This window comes from Gracilimonas amylolytica, assembly GCF_002911695.1.
GTDB classification, from domain to species: domain Bacteria; phylum Bacteroidota; class Rhodothermia; order Balneolales; family Balneolaceae; genus Gracilimonas; species Gracilimonas amylolytica.
On sequence record NZ_PQBS01000037.1, the window covers coordinates 147634 to 172814 of the forward strand.

Here is a 25181-nt window from a genome sequence, read left to right on the forward strand (position 1 = left end):
TTATGAAATTAGATTCAAAAGTACCCGGCGGACCGTTAGAAGAGAAATGGGATAAGCACATCAAGGACATCAAACTGGTAGCTCCCAACAATAAGAGAAAGTTTGAGATCATTGTAGTTGGAACCGGATTGGCCGGTGGTGCTGCAGCCGCCAGTTTTGCTGAACTCGGTTACAACGTCAGAAGTTTTTGTATTCAGGATTCTGCCCGAAGAGCTCACAGTATTGCGGCTCAGGGTGGTATCAACGCAGCCAAGAATTACCCAAATGACGGCGACAGTATCTGGAGGTTGTTTTATGATACCATTAAAGGCGGTGATTACCGCTCAAGAGAGTCGAATGTGTATCGACTTGCACAGGTCTCCAATGAAATTATTGATCAGGCTGTAGCCCAGGGCGTTCCATTTGCCCGGGAATACGGCGGAAACCTGGCTAATCGTTCATTCGGGGGAGCTCAGGTATCGAGAACGTTTTATGCCCGTGGTCAAACCGGACAGCAGTTGCTGCTTGGTGCCTATCAGGCTATGATGCGTCAGGTTCAGAACGGAAATATCAAATATCATCCACGCCACGAAATGCTGGATGTGGTAGTCATAGACGGACAAGCCAGAGGAATTATCACCAGAGACCTTGTATCCGGTGAACTTTGCCGATACGAGGCAGATGCTGTGGTATTGGCCACCGGTGGTTATGGAAACGTATTCTATCTATCCACAAACGCAAAAAATTCAAACGTTACCGCAGCATGGCGGGCTCATAAACGAGGAGCAGCTTTTGCCAATCCATGTTATGTACAGGTTCACCCAACATGTATTCCGGTTTCCGGTGACTATCAATCCAAACTGACACTGATGTCAGAGAGTTTGAGAAATGATGGCCGTGTTTGGGTGCCGCGCAAGAAGGGGGATGATCGTCATCCTAACGATATTCCTGAAGATGAGCGTTATTACTATCTGGAGGAACGCTATCCGAGTTTCGGTAACCTAGTGCCTCGTGATGTGGCCTCCCGTAATGCGAAAATGGTGTGTGACGACGGACTTGGAGTAGGTGATACCGGTCTTGCCGTTTACCTCGACTTCCGTGATGCCATCAAACGAGATGGAAAAGACGCCATTTCAGCGAAGTATGGTAACCTGTTTGATATGTACGAGAACATCACGGGAGAGAATCCATACGAAAGACCAATGAGAATTTATCCTGCGGTTCATTACACCATGGGTGGTCTTTGGGTTGATTATAATCTCGAAACCACGGTTCCCGGACTATTTGCAGCCGGTGAAGCAAACTTCTCTGATCACGGTGCCAACCGATTGGGAGCCAGTGCGCTGATGCAGGGATTATCTGACGGTTATTTTGTACTGCCTTACACGATCGGTGATTATCTGGCCAAACAGGAACCGGGTAAACGTTATGGAACGGATCATGAAGCTTTTAATGAAGCGGAATCTGCCGCACAGGAACAGATCGATAAATTACTGAATATAGATGGTAACCGAACCATCATCGATTTCCACCGTTCTTTAGGTAAGATCGTTTGGGATAAGATCGGAATTGCCCGAAACAAAGAAGGGCTTGAATCCGCCATTGAAGAGATCCGCGCACTGCGTGAGGAATTCTGGAAGGATGTTAAAGTACCGGGCGAGAAAAATAACTATAACAAATACCTGGAGTTTGCCGGAAGGGTCGCTGATTTCTTTGAATTAGCAGAACTAATGGCGGTTGATGCACTCGACAGAGAAGAGTCTGCAGGATGCCACCTCCGGGAAGAATATCAAACCGAAGAAGGGGAAGCATTACGTAATGATGATGATTATTCATACGTAGCTGCCTGGGAATACAAAGGCCTGAATGGCAAGCTGGAAGAAACCCTTCACAAAGAAAATCTCGAATTTGAATTCGTTGAGCTAAAACAACGTAGTTACAAATAAGGAAGACATTATGAGCAAAGAAATGACCATTCATTTAAAATACTGGAAACAAAATGGACCTAATGACAGGGGACATTTTGAAGAGTACACGCTGGATTCAGTAAACGAACATATGTCTTTCCTCGAGATGTTAGACGTACTGAACGAAGAACTTATACTTGCAGATAAAGAACCGGTTGAGTTCGATTACGATTGCCGCGAAGGGATTTGCGGATCCTGTAATCTGGTGATCAACGGACAGGCACACGGCCCTAAAGAACGGGTAGCCGCCTGTCAGTTGCACATGAGAAATTATAAGGACGGAGATCATATTACGATCGAGCCGCCACGTGCTGCATCTTTTCCGGTTATCAAGGATTTGGTAGTAGACCGTTCCGCTTTTGACCGCATTATTGAAGCAGGTGGGTATGTATCCATCAAGACAGGTTCTGCAACCGAAGCCAATTCTATTTTGATACAAAAGGAAAAAGCGGACGAAGCATTTGATTATGCAACCTGTATTGGTTGTGGTGCATGTGTGGCAGCTTGCCCGAATGCATCTGCTTCATTGTTTACCGGTGCGAAGATCGCTCACCTGAATAAATTGCCACAAGGTGAGATCGAACGTTCGAACCGCGTGGTAGCAATGGTTGATCAAATGAAAGAAGAAGGATTCGGCGATTGCTCTAACTTTGCCGAATGTGAAGCCGTTTGTCCGGTAGGTATTTCCATCTCTGCCATCGCAGAAATGAGAAAGGATTACATGAAAGCAGTTATGAGTGGAGATTGATATCCCGCTTTATAAGCTGAACTGACTTATTCAGGCACAACGATCCTATCGTTGTGCCTTTTTTTATGCGCACAATACCCGGATCAGTTTATCAAACTCTTCCTGAGTGTTGTAAACATTAGGCGACACCCGAATAGAGTCCCCTCGAAAAGAAACCAGTATGTTTTCCCTGTTAAGAGTCTCTTTGATCCCTTCCAGGTCATGATGATCACCCAAACGAATACCAAACAGATGTGACCCACGGTAGGCTTCATCTTCCACCCAGTATCCGGCAAATTTAAGATTCTCAATTCCGGTTGAGGTTAGGTCTTTGCAATACTGTTGAATATTGGCAGGTCCCCATTCATTCAACTGGCGAACCGCCTCCAGCAGCATGGGTACAAGTATAAAATTGCTGTGCTCTCCAACCTCATAACGCAAAGCACCGGGCTGATACTGATCATTATAATTCACCAGATTGGAAAAGTCTTCACTCTCGTATCGGTTGATCCAGTTTTCTTCCACCGGCTCACCGCCATCTAAAGCCGGCCCATAATACGCCATACCGATACTATAAGGCCCCATAAGCCATTTGTAACCGGCGCATATGAGAGCATCCGGTTTTATCTCTTCAACATCAAATGGCAGGGCACCAACGGATTGAGTCCCGTCAATAGCCAGCCGGGCTCCGACCTCATGCGTTCTTTCACGGATCTTTTTCAGATCGAACAGCGTGCCATCTGCCCAGTGTACATTGGCAACCGCTACCAATTTTGTGTTTGCGTTGATGGCTTCAAGAATGAGTTGGTTCCAGGTCTTACCCCGATCTTTCTTAGTATCAGGAGGGGTGATAGTAATGATCTCAGCATTGTTATTATCAGCTGCCTTCATCCATGGATAAACATTACTTGGAAACTGTTCACCCACTACGATGATATTGTCGCCTTGTGAAAGCGGAAGGTTTTTTGCCACATTCGCCATACCGTATGAAACGGAAGGAATGGTTACAACCCTTTTAGGGTCAGAGGCGTTTATGAGTTTGGCAAATTCACCTCTAAGAGTTTCAGTTTCACCAAAAAACTCTTCCGGCGAGATATTAAAGGGATTACGTTTCCGTTCTACACCTGCATGACCTGCTTCTTCAACCCGTTTCATTAAAGGCGACATGTAGGCGCAATTCAGGTAGGTAAATGAATGGTTAAGTTGAAAATCCGATTTTTTGCAATCCATTAGTTCGTTATACTTGATTCATTTAAAAGAGTTTGAATCTCTTCATTTAGTTTCAGAAATACCAACTGTTTTGTAATGACGATCAGGTTAGCCCAACAAAGCGATCTTCCAAAAATATTAGAGTTAAATGAGAAGGCTCTGCCTCATGTAAGCAAGGTACAACTTACTGATATGGAACGTTTTTTGGAGCAGGCCGATCCATTTCTTGTGGTTGAGTCGGATCATGAGCTGGCCGGTTTTATGATAGTCCTTCAAGAGGGACTCGATTACCCGAGCCTGAACTATGCGTTTTTTAATAACAACTACTCCGATTTTGACTACGTTGACCGTATTGTGATAGCCGAGCCTTTCAGGGGGCAAAAACTTGGGACGGGGTTATATGAGTATCTTATTGCAAACTCAGACAGGTCGTATGTTACTTGTGAGGTCAACACCAAGCCACCTAATCCTGATTCTATGGCCTTTCATCTTGGATTGGGGTTCACACAAGTGGCTGAACTGGTTACAGACAAGGGTAAGAAAAGTGTAGCCATGCTGATCAAAAAATTGTGATCTTTATTTTCAATTTGGAATGAAAGTTAAGGAAGTTGCATTATACCGGTAACTATTCATCAATAAAACAGAGACACAATGAAAACACTAAGTAAACTAACAGGAGTATTTGCACTTGCTGCAATTTTACTCTTTTCTACCAATTTAAAAGCGCAGGACAGCGATATTGTTGACCTTGCAGTTGCAACTGATGACCTATCAACTTTAGTTACCGCAGTGAAAGCTGCCGGCCTGGTTGAGACGCTACAAGGTGACGGTCCATTTACCGTTTTTGCACCTACCAATGCTGCATTTGAAGCTTTACCTGAAGGTGTGTTGGAGATGCTGCTCAAACCTGAAAATAAAGATCAGCTGACAGCAGTTCTTACCTATCATGTGGTACCTGCTGAAGTTATGTCGGGTGACCTTGAGGACGGTATGAAAGCCGGAACCGTTGAAGGAAGCGAGGCTACCGTAACCATTAATTATGGCGATGTAATGGTTGATAATGCTAATGTAGTGATGGCTGATATAGATGCTTCTAATGGCGTTGTGCACGTAATTGATGCAGTTATATTACCACCGAGCATTAAAGAAGCTTTGGCAGCCAACAAGAGCGAAGAAAAGAAAAGCGACTGGTAATTATACAGTAGTTTTCAAGTACGGCCGCATTCACTAAAGTGAGTGCGGCTTTTTTTATGTGCAGTTGTTTGATCAATATTATAGAAGTATCCGTTTGGCTTTGTATTTTATTCGATAATGAAATTACAGATGCCATTGGAAGAGTTATACGAAAAGACGGAGCATAACCTGAAGCGATATTGGGGTTTTGACAACTTCAGGAAAGGTCAGGATGAGGTAGTTCGTTCTGTCATTGAGGGGACTGATACTCTGGTTTTATTTCCTACGGGGGGAGGTAAATCTTTGTGTTATCAGGCTCCGGCCACTGTTTTTGATGGTTTGACGCTGGTGATATCACCATTAGTGGCTTTGATGCAGGATCAGGTTCAACAATTAAAGGTGAAGGGGATATCTGCGACCTTTATCAACAGTACGATCCCATCCTTTGAGGTTGAACAACGATTGGTAAATGCACGGAATGGGATGTATAAACTGTTGTATTGTGCACCTGAGCGTCTCAAAACTGACTTATGGCAAGCTGAGTTACCTAAATTGAATATCAGTCTTATTGCCATAGATGAAGCTCATTGTATCAGTGAATGGGGACATGATTTTCGGCCTTCATACAGAGAGATCCGTAGCTCACTCGAAAGTATTGCTGATAATACACGGTGGATCGCATTGACGGCCACAGCAACACCTGAGGTTCAAAAAGATATTGTAGAATCACTGGGTTTTAGTGAGTCGAAAGTAATTTCACAGGGATTTTCCAGGCCAAATCTGAAATGGTGGGTGACCGAAGCCTTGAAGAAAAAGCAAGTGTTGAAAACCACGGTTCAAAAAGCAGCTCAAAAAGGAGATGGTTTGATCTATGGTGGAACCCGCAGAAATTGTGAAGAACTGGCCGGACTGTTTTCTGAACTTGGAATTAAAACAGAAGCTTACCACGCCGGCATCGAATCAGAGAAACGTAAGGCCATTCAGCAGAGATGGATCACCGGGGAGACGCCACTGGTAGTTGCCACTAATGCCTTTGGTATGGGGATCGATAAACCAAACTGCAGGTATGTGATCCACGAAGAGATGCCATATTCACTTGAGGCCTATTATCAGGAAGCCGGCCGGGCCGGCCGGGATGGTGAAGAAAGCTTTCCGATCTTATTATTCAGGGAATCGGATCACAAAAAGGCCATCGATCGGATCGAACAAAAATATCCAAAATATGAGGAACTGGATCATGTATATCAGATCCTGTGTGATTCATTCGATCTGGCGGTAGGGTCCCTGATGGAGGAAAGTGAAACCCTGGAAGTGAAGGCGCTGTCCCAAAGGGGGAAAATTTCGTTCGGTATGTTGCGGTCAGCTCTCAGCCTGATGGATCAGTTTGATGTGATCAGTTTGCAAAATGAACTGAAACCCGCCGTGGAGTTACAATTTGCCCTGAGTAGTGACGGTTTGAAAGATTACAAGGAAAGGGCTGAAAATGATGCAAAAACGGAATTTGTTGATAAACTGGAGCGCTTGTTTGGTCCGGAATCGTTCCGGGAGCCGGTTTTTCTGGATGAAGATCTGGTACTCGATAAATTAGGGATCAGACATAATGCCCTGATCAAGGGCCTTGATGTACTGAGCCGGAATGATAACATCCTGAAGTACACGTATCACAATGAACGAACAAAGGTTAAGGTACTGGAAGCCCGTTCCCGTAGTATTCCTGTAAGTAAAAGCGAGGTTGAATCGTACCGAAAAAATATACTCAGAAAGCTGGAGCATATGTACGGATATGTGAACACCAAGCAGTGCCGTGAAGTTTATCTGAGAAGTTACTTTGGTGACCTCAATGCAGAAGCTTGCGGACATTGTGATAACTGCCTGAAAGGTAAGGGAGGCAGTGCATCACAACCAACCAAGGGTGAGGTTGTCAAAATTCATGAATTACTACATGATGATGCAAAAAGTATGACTGATCTGATGGGTGATACCGGATATGATCGTTCTAAGGTGGATCAAATTCTTCGATATTTGATCAAAGAAGAAAAAGTGACCACGGTCTCCGAAAAACCGGGTTACTATCAAGTGATCTGATCAGTTTGATCAGGGATCATTCTTCAGATTTCAGAGAATCACTCTTTTGCCTTGCAGATTGTGTGGAATCTATGAATGCTCGTATCTTCAATTCCTCTCTATCCAAACGGGAAATGACCGAGTCAATTTGCTCCAAATGCCGGTCAGGTTGCATCTGATAGTATTTGTGCGTTGCTAAAAATTGTGAATCAGACACACTGTATCGGTTCAGCACGGATGTTTTAAGTGAATCTGCATTTACGCTGTCAGGTTCAGCATTTCGGTAAGACTGAATGTTCTGCATCTCAACCAGCAGATCGATATATGTATCCTCAGGAATTAGATCTTTGGGTTTTTCCGGTTTATGCTGCCCCGAACAACCGGTCAGTACCATCACGATCAAAATAAGCATGAATGGTACTGTTTCGGTTGAAAGATCAAAAAGAAGTTTAATTTTCCTCATCTGGATTTTTAGGGTTAAGTGGACGCATGGTGATCTCATTGATGAGATAGTTGTCGTCTGTTTCCAGAAGGAATTTAATGGTTTTTGAGATATCTGTGGTCTTCATCATGTTCGGGTGGTTTTCAACCCCATCGATCTTATCAAATAGATTGGTGTCTATTGAGCCGGGGAATACACAGGTTACCTTGATACCGTCGTATCTCAGTTCCTTAAACAGTGCTTCACTGAAACCACGAACGCCAAATTTACTGGCGTTGTAGCCTGAGATAGTTGGATTCCCCATGATACCGGCAATGGAGGAGATATTGATGATGTGGCAGACATTTTCGTTCTCTTTCATCAGTGGAACAATGAGTCTGGTAAGATAAAAGATCCCATTCAGGTTAACATTGATCATGGTATGCCATTGTTCCATAGTGGTTTCATCCACATTAGCGGAGTACATGACTCCCGCATTATTTATCAAGGCATCCGGAAGGTGGTCATGATCAAATGTATTGTTTACCCATTCTTCTAAAGCGGATGCATCGGTTATATCCATAGAAACGGGATGAAACTGATGGCCAAGCTCTTTATGTAACCGGTCAAGTTTATCTTTGCTGCGCGCAAGTCCATAGACTTCTGCACCATTTTCAACCAGCATTTTACTAAATTCAGCACCTATGCCACTACTGGCTCCTGTAACGATGGCGACTTTTGATTTTAGATCCATTTTAAAACTGTATTTTATTTTTAAATTGTTTGTTTAAAAGTAATACAAAAAGATGAGCAAAAACGATTCGGATACCTCAAAAAAAACCCTTTATCTGGATATTGGTAATTCCAGTATAAAGGGAGCCTATAAGGTTGGGACACAGTGGATGGTCCTCACTGATGAACGAATTTTTACGGCTCTCGAGCTTGTAAACTGGATCCAAAAGCATCCTGATTCGTTTGATGAGATCGTTATAGCCAGTGTTCGAGATGACGTGACTGAAGCCATCGCCAAAGAACTGAAGCATCATAAGATCATAGAGATCAGTGTTTCGGATATTCCCAGAGATCTTCTGAATTATGAAACTCCAAAAACACTTGGCATCGATCGGTTCTTGTCATGCTACGGGGCAACCGGTCAAACCAATAAATCGGTAGTGGTCATAGATGCGGGTACCGCGACCACTATTGATATTATGGATCAGGATGATACCTATCATGGAGGGGTTATTATACCCGGAATCTGGGGCTTTTCAGAGGTGTTATCCCGTAAAGCACCTGCGTTACCCTTTGTAGAATTTGAGATCCCGAAACAGTGGCCGGGTAAGAATACCGTAGATTCACTGAAATGGGGTCAGGCAGGGTTTTACGAATTTGGAGTAGTGGGAATCCTGAAAAAATATGAAGAGGAATTCGGTGACTATGAATTATTCCTGACCGGCGGGGATGCCACCGTTCTGGAGGGGTTGCTAAAAAAAGAATCCAAAGTCCGACCTTTTTTGGTGTTTGAAGGATTGGAAAGACTGGTCAATCAATTGAAGGCAAAAAAATAAGGGAGAAGCCTTTCGACCGCTCCCTATTTTTAAATCATATTTTGAATCTGCTAATAAATACTATTTACCAAGATCTACTTCTGGTATGTGTTCTCCGTTATCCTTCACATAATGATCGAGCCACTGAACCCATCGTGTCCACAGGTCAAGCAGTGTTTCTTCAGCCGCCGGACCGTGAGCTTCGTGTGGATACATATACATGGCAGCCGTTTTACCAATACCATTTAACGCATGAAACATGCGATGTGAATGAATAGGCCAGGTTCCTACATTTTGATCCGCTTCACCATGATACATCAGTAAGGCTCCATCCATACGGTCGGCCCAGAAAATAGGTGTCATTTGTACATATCGTTCCAACCCTCGCCAAAGGTCTCTCGGTTCGCGTTGAAAACCCAGTGGGGTTAGCGTTCTGTTATAGTTACCGTCCCCTGCAATACCTGCCTTGAAGAAGGAAGTATGGATCATAGCATTTGCAGTACCAAAAGCCCCATAACTATGCCCACCGATGGCCATTCGATCCCGGTCAATGTAACCACGTTTAGCGGTGCTGTCTATCACAACAGTGCTGTTTTGAACGATACTCCACACAAACCCGTCATTCGGATCTCCCATTTCGGCAGAGATCGGCCAATCAGCGTTTATCACAGCGTATCCGCGTTTCACCAAAATATCGATGGTTCGGTGGTAAACACGGGGATAACTATTCTTGTTGTATCTGCGTTGACGTTCGTCGTAATCTTTCTGATCGTCAAACTCGCTTGGATAATGCCAGATGATTCCGGGAAGAGGAGTACCATCCCAATTTTTTGGGAGAGTGACATCCACCCAAAATTCAAAGCCATCGGCTCGCTTAACCTTAAAGCGATCCCTCCGGGCTTGAGTTACAGCCTCGTTATGATCCACGTTTGAGGTAAGTTTTGTCTCGTTCCCGTTGCTGAGATCCACTAGCCACGAATCAGGTTGCACAGTTGAAGATTCACGAGTGATCATGATCTCTGTAACGGCATCATTTAAGACAGCAGATGGATTTTCATAAAGATCCTCTGAACTCTGAAAGATTCGGTTTTTCTCACCGGAACGGATCTCTAGTTTATCTATAAACGGACGCGGGGCATTTTCTGAATAATTTTCGTCGTACTGAACCCCGTCCAGGTAAACAAATGAATCGTCGGCATTTGTACGAACCACACGCTCACCCTGCGCATTGGATGTGTACATCAGACTACCAGGGTCATCATAGAAGTCATCTGTTTTGTGATCGATGAGAGTGAAGGTTTCTTCTACGTTATCAAGGTACACTGCATAAATAAGGTCCTTATTTCTTGCCGACTCTTCTACGAAGATAAGGTTGCTGTTATCGGCATACGAAACTGACTCCATTTCCTTCTCGGTTTCATATACCGTAACCATATTGTCTTCGCCAAAAGGTGGCAGCCATTTAATCACTCTATCTTTTTCTTTTTTCTTTTCTTCACCTTCTTCCTCAGAATCTGATTCTTCGTCATCGTTGTTTTTGGGTTCATCGTTATCTCGGGTTGGTTCAAGTCCCTGACCTTCTTTTGCGAGTAAGCTTAAACCCTCACCATCCGGCCGCCATTTGATATCACGCCGACCGTAATTTTCAACTTCCTCATAATCACTTAATCCTTCTCGGGATTCACTGTTTCTCAATTCAAGCAGTTTATTTCCGTTCATATCCCAGATCTCTTCTTTCCATCCAAAGTTGTAAACAGGAACGATGTAGGAAAATGGTTCAGCCATGATCTGTACGATAATATGGTCTCCTGACGGAGATGGATCCAGGTTACGGAACATGGATGGTTGACCGATATTCTTTGTTCTGCGATTATCTACATCAATGCGAACCAATTGTCCTGTTGTATGAAACTTGAGTAACTCAGCCTCGAATTTTCCCTTCAAAAGATCAGGATAGGTTCGAAGCCGGTTTTCTTTGTCAGTTGTCTTTTTTACCTGGAGGGTAGTAGGTGTTGAGGGTTCTTTCGGTTCATTTCCTCTGTTCTCGGGAACCAACACAGTATATATGAATTGACTGTCACCTGACCACTCAAAAGAAGTATTCAGAGTAGCAAGAACCATACTTTTTGTAAGTTTTCTGGATCTTCGATTTTTAACATCGGCTACATAAATGTGGGTTTCATTCTCAAAGTGAGCAAAATAGGCCAACATCGTCCCATCAGGTGACCACGTTGCATTGGTTACTCCTGCGTTGTCAGGCGTTTCAATAGTAACATTGTCCCCACTTCTTGATCCGATCAGTTCTAAGCCATTACTTGTACTGGTTGTAAAATTTCGGTTTCTGTTAGCCTCAGGGTTGAATTGAAGTCCACCCAGATTAAAATAGGGTTTTGCAAATGCTGAAAGAGGCGAGAGTGTTCGGTTTTGGGTAGTGTTTAAAAAGTACTCAGAAATTGGTGAAAGATCATTCAAAAGTACATTTTCATGTCTTGGAGCTAAGACCTCTTCAGCAATTTCATCAGGAGGTGTCAGATACTGTTCCCTAAGGTCAGGAGGGTTTTGGGCAAAAAGTTCAACCTGAAAGCTGATCGCAAAGAGGATCAATAAAATGGTTGAAAAACGGAATGAGGCTCTTAAGTTCTTCATGACAACGTTTTTATAAGTGTGATTAAATTATGACGTTGTAAGTAAGGCACAAAATGAACTAAAAGCACGAAAATTTACAGTTCTTTAAAAGAGGAGGAGTTGGTCGCTTCTGAAATAGGGTAAATTGAGCTGTTATCCCATTTTGCCGCGTATTAAAGCGGTCACCATCTCAAGGGCTACTTTGTTTTTGCCGCCGCGTGGTATAATGATGTCAGCATATCTTTTGCTTGGTTCGACAAATTCGAGGTGCATGGGGCGTACAAACTTTTCGTATTGTTTCAGTACGCTTTCCACACTGCGCCCTCTTTCTTCAATGTCACGCTGTAAGCGGCGTAGCAGGCGGACGTCATCGTCGGTATCCACAAATATCTTAACGTCCATAAGCTCTAATAGATCGGGTTCGGAAAAGATCAGGATGCCATCAATGAGTATAACATCAGAAGGTGTGGCAGTGATGGTTTCGTCTTTACGGGTGTGCAACTCAAAATCATACACCGGAACTTCCACAGGATATCCTTCCATCAAAGCCTGAATGTGGCGGATCATGAGTTCGGTTTCGAGGGAAGCAGGGTGATCAAAATTTTGCTTAACACGTTCTTCAAATGGAAGGTGTTCTAACTCCCGGTAGTATGAGTCGTGTTCTACTCGGAGGATATTATCAGACGAGAATTCATCGCAGAGGTAATTAACTACCGTTGTTTTACCGGATCCGCTACCTCCTGCAACACCGATCACTAATGGTTTAGACATGAATTACTTAATCAGTTTGAAGAGGCGTTATAGGCTTGTTTACTTTCGTACTCCACTTTATAATCGCGGATAGCTCTGAACAGGGCTGAAGCCATGATCGATTGTCCATAATCGCTGGTCAGGAAACGTTGTTCTGCAGGATTGGTAATAAAGCCCAGTTCAACCAACACGGCCGGCATGGAAGCTTCAAATAGTACCTGGAACCCTGCTTGTTTAACACCCCTGGATTTCCGTTGTGCACGATTTTTGAACTGATCCTCGATCATGTAGGCAATTTTTTCGCTGGTGGCTATGAACCCGCTGTGAGCCAACTCATAGATCAGAAGATCTTCCTCTGATAGATCCGTGTTGACCTCTTCCTTGAACACACTGTTCTCCCGTTTCATTACTTCAAATGCGGCGTCACTCTTATGGAGTCCTAAAAAGTAAACTTCTGCACCACTGACGTGCCGGTTATGAAATGAGTTGGTATGAATAGAAACATACAGATCTGCCTCAGAAAGGTTAGCAAAATGCCCCAGTTCAGCTAATCCTAAGTAGCTGTCGTCTTTACGGGTGTACACCACTTCCACGTCAGGGAGGTGTTCCTCAATATAAGCTCCAAGTTTTAACCCAACGGCCAGCGTAATATTCTTTTCTTTAACTCCTTTGTAACCGATGGATCCGGGGTCTGAGCCACCATGTCCCGGGTCGATCACGATCTTATCGAACCGTAGTTTATTCTTTACGTTACTGTAAGAGGAGCCGTTTGAAGCTATAACATTAGTCGAGATATCAAGTGGGTCTTCCCCGATGATCTCTTCATACCAGTTCCTGGCAATGAATTGCTGAGAATACCGATCGATCTCTTCTTCAGTAGAACGGGTCAGGGCCACAAGAATATCACTTCCGTTCTTATCGTTATAGGCTTTTGCTTTATAGTAGGCGTTTTCTTCGAGATAAATATCAACCCCATAGCCATACTCGAGGTCGTATAGGCGAACTTCTTTTAATTTTTCACTTCTTTCAGGTAATCTGATCCCGGTGGTGTCGAGATCCTGATCATAGAGTACCATTTGTATGAGGTCATTGGCAGGTTGTATGATCTCAAAAGAATCAACCGGCGCCGTCATATGGTATCTGATAACATATCCCAAACCATCACTGCGGCCGGTATTTGAAACACGTTCCAAAACGTTCTGTGCAAACAGGTCAGTGCTTACCAACGATAGCAATAACAAAGCAAGCGCGTGAGCAGTAATTTTGATGCGCATTTTAATGCCGGGGTTATTTGGTTGAAATGTTAATAGCCTAAATAGATGATACACATAATGTAAGATATTCTTTAAACCATTGAAAGAGTTCAAAAAAAAGGATAAAGTACACATAAGTCATTACAACATAGCATCATATCATTGTTTGATTATATGAGCTATATTTGACGTCAATCAACATGTTCATAACCATTCATTAGGTCATCAGACGCATGGATCCTGACATCTCCAGAGATACCTTACACAAGCAGCTTAACGAAGAGTGGCTCACAAATATTGAGAAACAACTTAACTCTTATCTGGAACAGGATGCCCAAAAGTTGACTGATATACTAAAACTGGCCGCTGAAAGGATCAAAAAAGGTGAGCAGGAGAAGGCCTTTAGTGATGTGCTCCAAAAACTAAAACCGGCAGAAATAGCACCGGGTCAGGAAGAGGAAAAGAAAGAGAATGAAGACACTGAAGAGGATCCTGAAGTTTCGTGGCTTATCAATGTAAATGAAATTACAGATCCCATTCCTGAACTAGTTGAACTGGTGCAGGAAGAAGGGCGGTTTATTTCCGGAGATGATGACCCTACGATGGTTCGGTTCAATAAATTTTTTAAAAGAGCCTGGCGTGGTTATTTAGCGGGCCTTTCAAAATTGACTGGATCCAGTGAACAGGATGCTTACCCGAGATGGAAACAGGAAGTTCCGGTTCGTGCAATTGTAAAAAATCACTTTCTTGAACTTAATGAGTGGGTCAAAAGCTGGGATAACTACTTCAGGCGAATAGAATGTGATGTGTTACTGGAGGTAGAGGCAAGGATTCTTCACTCCAATGAACTGTTTCTGCTGCTTAAGGATGAAAATGATGATAAAGAAGAGCAGGACCACCCCAAGCCGGCTCCAAAAAGAATAGCTGTTCCGGATGAGCAGGATATCGAGATCTTTTTTGATAAAGCGATCGAAGAGGTAGATCGGGTCTTGAACGAACACACCTCTTCATTGAAAGAGATCATTGAAGAAAAGCGAAATGAAATCATTGAAGCTTTTTCTCTTGCAGGTACGATAGAATATAAAGAGGGGGATTTATCAGTAACTCAGATCAACAAAAAAGAAAATCAGATCCGGCAGGACACTGAAAAAAGAGCTGAAAACTGGGTAACCCTTAAGCTAGCCCTGGCAAATAAACTTAATTTATCCAAAGAGTTTATCAAGCTGTACGATCAGGTAAAAGAACGAATCGGTGGGTTTTCAAATTCGCTGGCAGAATTTTTTGATGAGGGTATATCGGCTCCTTTAAATGAATTGGGTGAAATCCTGGATGAGACCATTCTTCTGTTCAAGGTCAATGAAGAAGATGAGAAACCTCCAAAAGATCTTTCAGAAAAAAGAAGTGAAAAGAAAGAGCAGATCGATGAGTTTATCCAGTCTAAGCTGATCAACCCACTATCTGAGTTTACGGAAGAAGCTGAGTTGAGCACTAAGTTCGACCGATTCACATCAGCTATACAAGACTGGACTGAAGGCCTTCCTGAAAAAGCTGTTTTGATCGAGACGCTAGACCTTGGTGATTTTCCGCCGACGTTTGAATTTGAGGAAGTGGAATGGAAATCACTGGTTAAAAGGGTGTTGAGTAATCAGATCTCCAACGAGTTTGTTCCCAAAGAGATCAAACCCGAACAGTTTTTGGTGAAGATTTCCAGCGAAATCAAGGAAGTTCAACAGGTTGTGATCACGAATCTGGAAATAGCGGGAGAAGTAAAGAAGTCTGATGAGGAAGATCCGGTTGAGGTAGCCAAGGAAGGGTTGTTACGGGCACAAAATAAGTTAATAGAGATCTCTGATTCCGTTACAGAACGGCGAAACGAGTTGATCGATAAACTTTCCGGGCAACAAAGGGTGGCTTTTACAAAATTAGCCAACCTTCTGGAAAAGCAGGATGTAAGTGATGTCAGGTTAGCAGGGGCTCAGTATAAGGCCAAAGAGGCTGCTGTCGACTGGAAATCAAAATTTCAGGCCAGGTGGGCGCGGTTCGTTGACCGGGTTGAATTGTTATATCGTTTCTGCCATAAAAAAATCGGCCATTATTTTGAGGTCACCCGGGATTTTCTTGGCTTTTCCAAAAAACCTGAACTGGAAAGCACAAAAGTTGATCTGGCTGCTTTTCTATCTGAAACCGATGAAAAAATTGCCAGGCTGCCGTTTATTTATAGGCGACTCTTTGATTTTCAGAAGGAGGTAGATAATCGTTTCTTTATTCGCAGGCCGAATCAGTTCGAGAATCTCAGAAAGGGGTATGAGCTATGGCAGAATAACTTTCCCTCCTCCTTTGCAGTGATCGGTGAAAAAGGCAGTGGTAAGAGTCTGTTCATCAAAATGGTCAAAGATGAGATCCTGAAAAAACATGATATCGTTGAAGTAGAATTTGAAGGTACTGTTGCTGACAAGAAAAAAATAATTGAGCAGATAGCCTCTAAACTCAAGATCAGTGATGTTGAAGAAACCAAAGACCTGATAGATGCTATCAAAAGAAAGAAAAAACGCATTATCGTGGTTCTTGAGAACATTCAGGATTGCTATATCAGAAGTATCAAGGGGTTTGAGGGAATTGAGGAACTACTGTACCTGATCTCTGAAACCAACAAAGAGATACTTTGGGTGGTGAGCTGTACCCGTTATGGGTGGTTGTACCTGGATAAAGTTCTGACCATATCCAATTATTTTACCCATTCAGCGGAGACTGATAATTTGAGTTCAGAGCAAATTCAGGAACTTATCCTGAGAAGGCATAATGCAAGCGGTTACGAACTCGAATTTCTGCCTGATGAATCTGCAAAGAAAAGCAGGACATTCAAAAAGAACCTGGACGATGTTGAGAAAACTCAGGATTATCTGAGAAATAACTACTTTGAAAAATTGTCGAAACTGTCCGAAGGAAACCCATCAACGGCCATGATCTACTGGATCCGGTCGATAAAGGAGTTTGACGACACTCACTTTTATATCAATCCGTTTAATTTCAGTTCTATAGACCGCATCGAAAATTTAGACAGTTCAGATCTGTTTGCACTCACGGCCTTCATACTTCACGATTCTTTGTATCCGGAAGATCTGAGTAAGATTATGCACCAACCTTTGAGCGAAAGCAGGTTAACCGTATCCCGACTTGTAAGCAGTTCCATTTTAGTTGAGGTAAAAGAGGGATATGTATTGAATCACTTGATCTACCGGCAGGTAGTAAGGGTTCTGAAAGAGGCAAACTTCATACATTAATGGCCATGAAAATTAAATCGTTACATACCGTTGTATTAATTTTTAGTGTGGTTTTTCTAAGCCTGCTCAAGGTAGATCCGGCAATGGCCTTCCAACAGGCCGATACATCAGTTACGACAACAGATACGTTGCAAAATGTTGGATTTATGCCGGACTCCCTGATCTCACTAAAAGTAGATTCACTGCTTAATGCCCGCTTTTCGCAGCTTGATTCCCTGGTTCAGGAGTTGAAGTCAGAGGCCGGATCCGGTGAATCAGACACCACTCAGTTCTCTACGGAAAGTGAAAAAGCTATTGCGGAACTGGAAAATGTGATATCGTGGCCCAAGGTGGTTCTGATCATCCTGTTCTTTATCATTACTTATTATTTCACCTCTTTTCTCAGCAAGATCCTGGATAACTTCTCAGAACGGATCTCAAAGTATCGGCTAAAGATCAAACGGATGGTTCCTATTGCCAGGGTCGTGATCTGGACCATAGCGATCTATATTGCCATTGCAGGAATTATTCAACCTCCTTATGCGACCATAATAACGGTAATGGCCTCAGTAGGTATTGCGGTGGGTCTGGCCTCTCAGGATGTGCTTAAAAACCTATTTGGGGGGATCATGCTTATTCTCGACCGTCCATTTCAGGTGGGGGATAAGATCCAGTTTATGGAACATTACGGTGAGGTACAGCAAATTGGCTTGCGATCATCCCGAATTGTAACTCCCGGCGACTCTGTTGTTACCATTCCAAATGGGGAACTTATACGAACAGCTGTATCGAATGCGAATACCGGAGCCCTCGATTGTTTAGTGATCACAAATATTTATTTACCGGCCGAGTGCCCCATAGAAGAAGTAAAACAAATTGCATATAAAGCCGTCATCTCGTCTAAATATGTATATATGAAAAAGCCGATAAGCATTATGACTGAAAATGAGATGCACCAGCGGCGATTCGTCCTTAAGTTAAAGGTAAAAGCTTATGTGCTGGATATAAGATACGAATTTCCTTTCCAGAGCGATGTGACAGAATTAATTCTTACTGAGCTTAGAGAAAGAAATATCCTGAAGGATGAAACATTAGGAGTCGTTAAAAATTGAATCAATAAATTAATCTCCAAACACCAAAAAAATGACACATTTATTAAAAGCTTCTGCTGCAATTGTAATGGCTGTGTTAGTCATGTCAGGTTGCATCACACAAAAAGAAGATACCTCAATGGATATCGATGACCGGCTTGCTCAATACACCACGTTTACCCTGGAAGCTGATCTGTCTGAACTGACCGAAAACCAAAAGAAAATGATACCGTTACTGATCGAAGCCGCTAAGGAAATGGAGGAAGTATTCTGGCTTCAGGCATACGGGAATAAGGATGATCTAATGGAAGGACTCAGCGAAAAAGAACAACGGTTTGCTGAGATCAATTATGGTCCCTGGGATAGGTTAAACGGAAATGAGCCATTTTTGGCGGGTGTGGGCAGTAAACCGGCCGGGGCAAATTTCTATCCGAATGATATGTTAACGGCTGAATTTGATTCATGGGAGTCGGATGCGAAAGACGATCTGTATACACTGGTTCGCAGAGATGGTGACGGAAACCTGATCACTATTCCCTATCATGAAGCATTTGCTGCAGAACATGAAAGAGCGGCTGACTTACTCAGGCAAGCGTCTGAACTGGCAGAAGATGAAGGGTTCAAGTCATATCTGGAGTTAAGAGCCGATGCCCTGCTGGATGATGAATATCAGGAAAGTGACCTTGTCTGGATGGACATGAAAAATAATACTATTGAACTGGTTATCGGTCCGATCGAAACCTACGAAGACCAGCTTTTTGGTTATAAAGCAGCGCATGAGGCTTTTGTATTGATCAAAGACAAGGCCTGGAGCGATAGGTTATCAAAATATGCGGCCGTATTACCCGAACTGCAGGAGGGACTTCCGGTGCCTGAGGAATATAAAGCAGAAACACCGGGAAGTGATTCAGATCTGAATGCCTACGATGCCGTGTACTATGCCGGTGATGCCAATGCCGGTTCCAAGACCATAGCGATAAACCTGCCAAACGATGAGGAGGTTCAATTGGCTAAAGGAACCCGAAGGATGCAGCTTAAAAACTCGATGAGGGCAAAGTATGACAAGATCCTGATCCCGATCTCAGAAGTGCTGATCGCAGAAGACCAAAGACAATACATCAGTTTTGATGCCTTTTTTGGCAATACGATGTTCCATGAAGTTGCCCACGGACTGGGTATCAAAAATACCATTAACGGAAATGGCACGGTGCGGGAAGCTTTAAGGAATCATGCCTCTGCCCTTGAAGAGGGAAAAGCGGACGTTCTTGGATTATATATGGTAGATGCACTGCGTGAAAAAGGGATGATTGAAGATGGAAGCCCGGAAGAGGATTACGTGACATTTTTGGCCAGTATCTTCAGGTCCATTCGGTTTGGTTCATCAAGTGCCCATGGGCGGGCAAACCTGATCCGGTTCAATTATTTCCAGGAAATGGGAGCCTTTGACTACGATGAGGAGTCTGAAACATACCGCATCAATTTTGACCGTGTGGATGAAGCCGTGGCCTCACTGTCTGAAAAGATCCTGACCCTTCAAGGAAATGGTGATTACAATGCTGTGGATGCTTTTGTAAAGGAGTACGCTGTGGAAACTGAGCAGCTAAAGGCCTCACTGAATAAACTTTCAGAACAAAATATACCTGTGGATATTATTTTTGAACAGGGAACGGATGTCTTGGGTTTAGATTAACCCCTTACCTTTTATCAAACCCGTTCGTTTATTAAATGGACGGGTTTTTTTATGCGTTTTTATCACTGTATGTATAAGTCACGTTTTGGTGTGAAAGTGATGTTCAATGGAGTATTTGAATTAAGCGTGTCTGCATCGTGTTGAAAAAATTGAATGATCATGTGCTTTCGGCATATCGATTACCATTTTGTCTGCAACATTCGATATCTTTGCAGTGGTATTAAATTTTTGACGTTATAATCATAACACTAAAAAATTCACTAATACAATGTCTGCCACACCCTCAACCATGCTGGAACTTGGAACAAAAGCCCCGGACTTCAACCTTGAAAGTGTGAACGGAGGAAGCCTGTCTCTTACCTACACAGATCAAAGTAAGGGATTCGTGATCATGTTCATATGTAATCATTGCCCGTATGTACTGCATATTGAGGATGAACTTGTCGATCTGGCAAATGAATACATGGCCAAAGGAATAGCTTTTGTGGCGATCAGTTCAAATGATGTAGAAAAATATCCACAAGATAGTCCTGAAAAAATGGCTGAGAAAGGGTATCCGTTCCCATATTTGTATGATGAGTCACAGGAGGTGGCAAAAGATTACAAGGCTGCTTGTACACCGGATCTCTTTGTGTTTGATGAAAATAAATCACTGGTTTATCGTGGACAATTTGATGACAGCCGGCCCAAAAATGATAAACCTGTGACCGGCAAAGATCTTAGAAATGCCCTTGATGCTGTACTTGACGGGAAAAAGGTGCCGGAAGAAGAGCAAATACCCAGTATTGGATGTAATATAAAATGGAAACCCGGTAACGAACCCGATTATTTCGGTTAAAGATCATTATGGATAAAGAACAGCTTCAAAAGCTAAGAGAAGATTACAGTAAGCACTCACTTGACGAATCGGATGTAAGTTCCGATCCCATTGAACAATTTGAAACCTGGATGAAGGAAGCTTTGAAAGCTGAGGTTCCTGAGCCTAACGCTATGACTTTGTCAACAGTGGGGGCAGGAAACAAGCCACACTCCAGGGTGGTGCTTTTGAAGGGGATTGAAAATGATGACTTTGTGTTCTATACCAATCACAAAAGTGATAAGGGAGCTGAAATTGATCAGAATCCTAATGTCGCTTTGTGTTTTTTATGGCTGGAGCTGGAACGGCAGGTTCGAATAGAGGGAATAGCCGAAAAGCTTTCTGAGGATGAAAGTGAGGCATATTTTAAGAAACGGCCGTACAAAAGTCAGATCGGGGCACTGGCTTCCAATCAAAGTGCGGTTGTGCCAAACAGAGCATTTCTGGAAGATCGGTTCAAAGAACTGGAAGAGACATATTCTGAAGGTAAGGTACCTAAACCTGAATCATGGGGTGGATACAGAGTGAAACCCGAAGTCCTTGAATTCTGGCAGGGAAGAAGAAGTCGCCTTCATGACCGCATCAAATTTGAAAAGGTTGGAGATAAATGGGATATCAAGCGATTGTCTCCTTAACTTACCCTTACACCTAATGTAAATCTGATAAGCTTCGAATTAGCTATGCCCAAGATCAAAGAGCAACGCATGGAAGAGTTGCCTAAACTTGATAATACCTTAGTTTACACCGAATTCAGTAAAGAAAACCCTCCCCCAAAAGGAAAATGGAATACCGAGGTATTTGACAAAACTCAGCCAATTGTGCTGGAGCTGGCATGTGGCAAAGGGGAGTACTCGATCGGGCTTGCAGAAATTGAACCTGAAAAAAACTACGTCGGCCTGGATGTTAAGGGTAATCGGCTTTGGGTTGGGGCAAAAGAAGCTCTGGATAAAGGATTAGAAAACGTCAGGTACTTTCGCTGTTTCATAGATCATCTGGACCTTTATTTCGGGGAAAATGAAGTGGATGAAGCCTGGATCGTCTTTTCGGACCCATACCTCAAAAAAAAGAGAAAGCGCCTTACGCACCCAAAATTTCTTAAACTCTACCGAAAAGTGATGAAACCCGGTTCCGTTATTCACCTGAAAACGGATAGCGATGTGTTGTATGAGTACACGAAGGAGGTCATTCAGAAAGAGAAGCTGGAACTGCTTGTGGATGAACCTGATGTCCATAAAAACCGCCCGGATGATCCGAAGTTATCTATCATCACTTATTATGAAAGCATGCACCTCGAAAAGGGGAAGACGATAAAATACCTGTCTTTTAAACTTTAGAATACTCTAAAAAGAGAGTAGTTGATTTACGCTCCACAATAATTTCTGTACCTCTCTTGATTTTCGCTTTGGATTGGTTAAATTAAATCAGTTAACACTGTTAACCTAAATCAGGAAATGAGCGAAGAAAACCCGTTACGTGATCAAATACTGGAAATTAGTCGATCCATGCTGTTCAATGAAGGATATAAATCATTGTCTATGCGGAAGATCGCCAAGAAAGCCGGTGTATCGGCAACCAGTATCTATCTCTATTTCGAGAACAAGGATCACCTATTACATACGCTGATCGAGGAATCGGTTGAGGATCTCAGCCGGTTCATTGAAAAAAAAGCTCTGCCGGTTGGCAGTTGCATTGACCGGTTCAAAGCGATCATTCGTGCCTATGCGGAATTCGGGATTACGTATCCTGAGAAGTATGAGATCATCTATAAGGTGAGATCTGATTCTATGGCAAGATACCCTAAAGAGAAATTCAGAAAAGCCAGGCGGGCCTATGAACTGCTGGTGAAAACGATAGAGGAGAGCGTAGAAAAGAATCAGATGGATGTGGATGATCCGTTGGTTGCTGCTTATTCCATTTGGGCTCAGATGCATGGTATTGTATCAGTGGTACTAAATGGCCGGTTAGACAGCCGCATAAACAGAGAACAATTTATTGATGACTCGATCGAGCATGTGATACAGGGATTCCTGATTCGTGCAGCGGTCACTTAAAATAGGAGAACAAAATGGATGCTATGAGTGAATTTTTAGGATTTTTTGCAGAGGTGCCCTTATGGGCTTCGATCGGTTCAAGTGTATTGATACTATTAGTGCTTGGTTTTACAGGAGCCCCACTTTGGATATGGGCTATTGCCGGTTATGCGGGACTAGCAGGACTTAATGCACCGGGCTGGTTATTCATCACATATACCGTTCTTGTTCTGGTTTTCAACGTGAAAGCGCTTCGAAGATTAGTGTTAAGCGGACCGCTCATGAAGTTATTGGATGCCATAAACTTTCTGCCAAAGATATCTGAAACCGAACAAACGGCTATTGAAGCCGGTAACGTGTGGGTTGAAGGTGAACTTTTTTCCGGAAAACCTGACATGAAGCGCATCCTGAATGAAGATTATCCCGACCTGACAGAAGAGGAGCAGGCTTATATGGATGGTCCCGTAGAAAAACTTTGCGAAATGGTTACCGACTGGGACGTGATGGTGCGTAAAGGATTTACGGATGAAGTTTGGGAGTTCATGCGTAAGGAAAAATTCTTTGGACTGATCATACCTAAAAAATACGGAGGACTCGAATTTTCAGCCACTGCCCACAGTGCCATTGTTGCTAAACTAGCCTCTCGCTGTGGTCCTTTAGCAACAACGGTAATGGTGCCAAACTCATTGGGACCGGCTGAGTTGTTACTGCATTATGGAACCGAGGAACAAAAGGATCACTACCTGCCAAGACTGGCAACCGGAGAGGAAATGCCTTGCTTTGGTTTAACAGAACCCAACGCCGGCTCAGATGCCGGAAGCATGCGTTCTGAAGGGGTGGTCTTTAAAGGGGAGGACGGCAAGCTTTACCTTCGCATGAATTTTGAGAAACGTTACATCACTTTAGCGGCCATTTCTACGGTGATAGGCCTGGCCTTTAATCTGAAGGATCCGGATCATCTGATCGGAGACGAAGAAAACAGAGGTATCACCTGTGCGCTGATCCCATCTGATACAGAAGGGGTCGAACTTGGTCGCCGCCATGACCCATTGGGAATTCCGTTCTACAACTGCCCAATAGACGGTAAGGATGTCATCATTCCTGTAGACTCGATCATAGGGGGTTTGGACGGAGCCGGAAACGGTTGGAGAATGTTGATGGAATCTCTGGCTGTTGGACGTGGAATATCACTTCCGGCGCAAAGTGCAGGGGGGGCCAAAGTAGCGACTAGGGTGATAGGAGCCTACGCTGCTATCCGTAAGCAATTTGGATTGAATATTGGAAAGTTTGAAGGTATTGAAGAACCCATGGCGCGTATCGGTGGGTATAACTACCTGCTTGAGGCCACAAGACGGTACACAACCGGTGGTCTTGACAGAGGACAAAAACCAGCCGTCGTAACTGCGATCGCCAAATATAACTTTACTGAACTGGGTCGGGAGATCGCAAACGATGCTATGGATATTGTGGGTGGAGCCGGTATTTCAAGGGGACCCCGTAATATATTTGCAAGTACTTACACCGCACTCCCCATTGCGATCACGGTTGAAGGGGCTAATATTCTCACCAGAACCCTCATGATATTTGGTCAGGGTGCGATCCGTTGCCATCCGTATGCCTACAATGAGATCGATGCCCTGATGAATAAGGACGTAAAAAAATTCGATGATAATTTCTGGAAGCATATTGGTCATGTGGTTACGAATATGTTCAGGTCAGTAGTGCTTAGTGTGACACGCGGTAAGCTTGCCGGATCACCTGTCAGCGGGCCCGCTTCCAAGTATTTCAGGAAGTTGTCATGGGCATCTGCTTCCTTTGCTTTCTTTGCCGACCTGGCTCTCGGTTCTTATGGCGGAGCACTGAAAATGAAAGAAAAGATTGCCGGCCGCTATGCCGATATTCTTAGCTTTCTATATTTAGCGTCCGGTACCCTGAAACGCTTTGAAGCTGAAGGTAGACAAGAAGCTGACAGGGCTTATTTTGAGTGGGCCATGGAATACAGTTTCTATCGCATTCAGCAGGCTTTTGAGGGCATTCTACGAGAGATCAACGTGCCCGGTTTGAGCTGGTTGTTTCGCTTAGTTGGAGTATGGGGGCGTTTGAATCCGATCGGAACCTATCCTTCCGATAAACTGGGCCATAAAGTGGCACAGGCTATGCAGGTCAGAGGTGCGGATCGTGACCAAATGACAAGTGGCATGTACTTACCGGAAGATAGAGAATCAGCCATTGGCCGGTATGAATACACCATGCAGCTTAATGAAGAAGCATGGCCGGTATTCAAAAAACTGTACAAGGCTATTAAATCAAAAGAGCTGCCTAAAGAGCCTTATCTGGATATTGCAGATCTTGCAGTAGAAAAAGGAGTGATCACAAAGGCAGAAGGTGAGCTTGTCAAGAAAACAGAGATAGCCCGAAATGATGCTATTCAGGTAGATGAATTCACGCTGGATGAGTATTTGAATCAAACACCAACCAATCCGGTTGGAAGTGGTAAGGAATCAACAATGGTACCTTAAGTGTTTCTGGGACAAAACAG

The 25181-nt window shown here is 43.5% G+C and carries 20 protein-coding genes; 14 read left to right on the forward strand and 6 right to left on the reverse strand.

Going from position 1 to position 25181, the window contains the following annotated elements:
- The first annotated feature begins 2 nt into the window (after positions 1–2).
- The gene (locus tag C3B73_RS10125; protein ID WP_103665488.1) at positions 3–1925 is read left to right on the forward strand and encodes a fumarate reductase/succinate dehydrogenase flavoprotein subunit; all 1923 of its coding nucleotides are present in this window, start codon (positions 3–5) and stop codon (positions 1923–1925) included.
- A 10-nt stretch (positions 1926–1935) separates the two neighbouring features.
- The gene (locus C3B73_RS10130; RefSeq protein WP_103665489.1) at positions 1936–2694 is read left to right on the forward strand and encodes a succinate dehydrogenase/fumarate reductase iron-sulfur subunit; all 759 of its coding nucleotides are present in this window, start codon (positions 1936–1938) and stop codon (positions 2692–2694) included.
- Between the two features lie 63 nt (positions 2695–2757).
- Here the strand turns inward: C3B73_RS10130 and C3B73_RS10135 are convergent, their stop codons facing one another.
- Positions 2758–3903, reverse strand: a complete 1146-nt coding sequence (locus tag C3B73_RS10135; protein ID WP_103665490.1) for an aminotransferase class V-fold PLP-dependent enzyme — start codon at positions 3901–3903, stop codon at positions 2758–2760.
- 75 nt (positions 3904–3978) lie between these two features.
- Here C3B73_RS10135 and C3B73_RS10140 point away from each other — a divergent pair, with 75 nt between their 5' ends.
- From C3B73_RS10140 to C3B73_RS10150, 3 genes are all read left to right on the forward strand, one after another.
- Positions 3979–4455, forward strand: coding sequence for a GNAT family N-acetyltransferase (locus C3B73_RS10140; RefSeq protein WP_103665491.1), 477 nt, complete (start codon positions 3979–3981; stop codon positions 4453–4455).
- A gap of 78 nt (positions 4456–4533) precedes the next feature.
- Positions 4534–5076 carry a fasciclin domain-containing protein gene (locus C3B73_RS10145; protein ID WP_103665492.1) on the forward strand — a complete coding sequence of 181 codons (543 nt, stop codon included), beginning with the start codon at positions 4534–4536 and terminating at the stop codon, positions 5074–5076.
- A gap of 117 nt (positions 5077–5193) precedes the next feature.
- Positions 5194–7140 carry a RecQ family ATP-dependent DNA helicase gene (locus C3B73_RS10150; RefSeq protein ID WP_232803136.1) on the forward strand — a complete coding sequence of 649 codons (1947 nt, stop codon included), beginning with the start codon at positions 5194–5196 and terminating at the stop codon, positions 7138–7140.
- Positions 7141–7156: 16 nt separating this feature from the next.
- Here the strand turns inward: C3B73_RS10150 and C3B73_RS10155 are convergent, their stop codons facing one another.
- Positions 7157–7582 (reverse strand): DUF4296 domain-containing protein, encoded by a 426-nt coding sequence (locus tag C3B73_RS10155; RefSeq protein WP_157939474.1) that lies wholly within the window; start codon positions 7580–7582, stop codon positions 7157–7159.
- On the reverse strand, positions 7569–8294 hold the full coding sequence (locus C3B73_RS10160; RefSeq protein ID WP_103665494.1) for an SDR family oxidoreductase: 726 nt from the start codon (positions 8292–8294) through the stop codon (positions 7569–7571). The genes C3B73_RS10155 and C3B73_RS10160 overlap by 14 nt, the downstream gene beginning before the upstream one ends.
- Before the next feature lie 52 nt (positions 8295–8346).
- Here C3B73_RS10160 and C3B73_RS10165 point away from each other — a divergent pair, with 52 nt between their 5' ends.
- Entirely contained in the window at positions 8347–9108 is a 762-nt protein-coding gene (locus C3B73_RS10165) for a type III pantothenate kinase (protein WP_103665495.1), read from the forward strand.
- A gap of 60 nt (positions 9109–9168) precedes the next feature.
- Here C3B73_RS10165 and C3B73_RS10170 read toward each other — a convergent pair whose 3' ends face one another.
- The 3 genes from C3B73_RS10170 to C3B73_RS10180 form a co-directional block, all read right to left on the reverse strand.
- A complete protein-coding gene (locus tag C3B73_RS10170; protein ID WP_103665496.1) occupies positions 9169–11733 on the reverse strand; it encodes an alpha/beta hydrolase family protein in 2565 nt (854 codons plus the stop codon).
- 132 nt (positions 11734–11865) lie between these two features.
- Positions 11866–12483 carry a uridine kinase gene (gene udk / locus C3B73_RS10175; RefSeq protein ID WP_103665497.1) on the reverse strand — a complete coding sequence of 206 codons (618 nt, stop codon included), beginning with the start codon at positions 12481–12483 and terminating at the stop codon, positions 11866–11868.
- An 11-nt stretch (positions 12484–12494) separates the two neighbouring features.
- Positions 12495–13736 carry an N-acetylmuramoyl-L-alanine amidase family protein gene (locus C3B73_RS10180; RefSeq protein WP_103665498.1) on the reverse strand — a complete coding sequence of 414 codons (1242 nt, stop codon included), beginning with the start codon at positions 13734–13736 and terminating at the stop codon, positions 12495–12497.
- A 212-nt stretch (positions 13737–13948) separates the two neighbouring features.
- Between C3B73_RS10180 and C3B73_RS10185 the strand changes: the two genes are divergently transcribed.
- The 8 genes from C3B73_RS10185 to C3B73_RS10220 all read left to right on the forward strand — a co-directional run bounded on the left by C3B73_RS10185 (position 13949) and on the right by C3B73_RS10220 (position 25161).
- On the forward strand, positions 13949–16996 hold the full coding sequence (locus C3B73_RS10185) for a hypothetical protein (protein WP_103665499.1): 3048 nt from the start codon (positions 13949–13951) through the stop codon (positions 16994–16996).
- Between the two features lie 5 nt (positions 16997–17001).
- Positions 17002–18087, forward strand: coding sequence for a mechanosensitive ion channel family protein (locus tag C3B73_RS10190; RefSeq protein WP_232803137.1), 1086 nt, complete (start codon positions 17002–17004; stop codon positions 18085–18087).
- Positions 18088–18118: 31 nt separating this feature from the next.
- Positions 18119–19756 carry a dipeptidyl-peptidase 3 family protein gene (locus tag C3B73_RS10195; protein WP_103665500.1) on the forward strand — a complete coding sequence of 546 codons (1638 nt, stop codon included), beginning with the start codon at positions 18119–18121 and terminating at the stop codon, positions 19754–19756.
- Positions 19757–20024: 268 nt separating this feature from the next.
- Positions 20025–20594: a thioredoxin family protein gene (locus C3B73_RS10200; RefSeq protein ID WP_103665501.1), complete on the forward strand. Its 570-nt coding sequence runs from the start codon at positions 20025–20027 to the stop codon at positions 20592–20594.
- 8 nt (positions 20595–20602) lie between these two features.
- Positions 20603–21247 (forward strand): pyridoxamine 5'-phosphate oxidase, encoded by a 645-nt coding sequence (pdxH, locus tag C3B73_RS10205; RefSeq protein WP_103665502.1) that lies wholly within the window; start codon positions 20603–20605, stop codon positions 21245–21247.
- A gap of 45 nt (positions 21248–21292) precedes the next feature.
- The gene (gene trmB / locus C3B73_RS10210) at positions 21293–21946 is read left to right on the forward strand and encodes a tRNA (guanosine(46)-N7)-methyltransferase TrmB (RefSeq protein ID WP_103665503.1); all 654 of its coding nucleotides are present in this window, start codon (positions 21293–21295) and stop codon (positions 21944–21946) included.
- Between the two features lie 117 nt (positions 21947–22063).
- Positions 22064–22663 carry a TetR/AcrR family transcriptional regulator gene (locus C3B73_RS10215; RefSeq protein ID WP_103665504.1) on the forward strand — a complete coding sequence of 200 codons (600 nt, stop codon included), beginning with the start codon at positions 22064–22066 and terminating at the stop codon, positions 22661–22663.
- 14 nt (positions 22664–22677) lie between these two features.
- A complete protein-coding gene (locus tag C3B73_RS10220) occupies positions 22678–25161 on the forward strand; it encodes an acyl-CoA dehydrogenase (RefSeq protein WP_103665505.1) in 2484 nt (827 codons plus the stop codon).
- Positions 25162–25181: the final 20 nt, after the last annotated feature.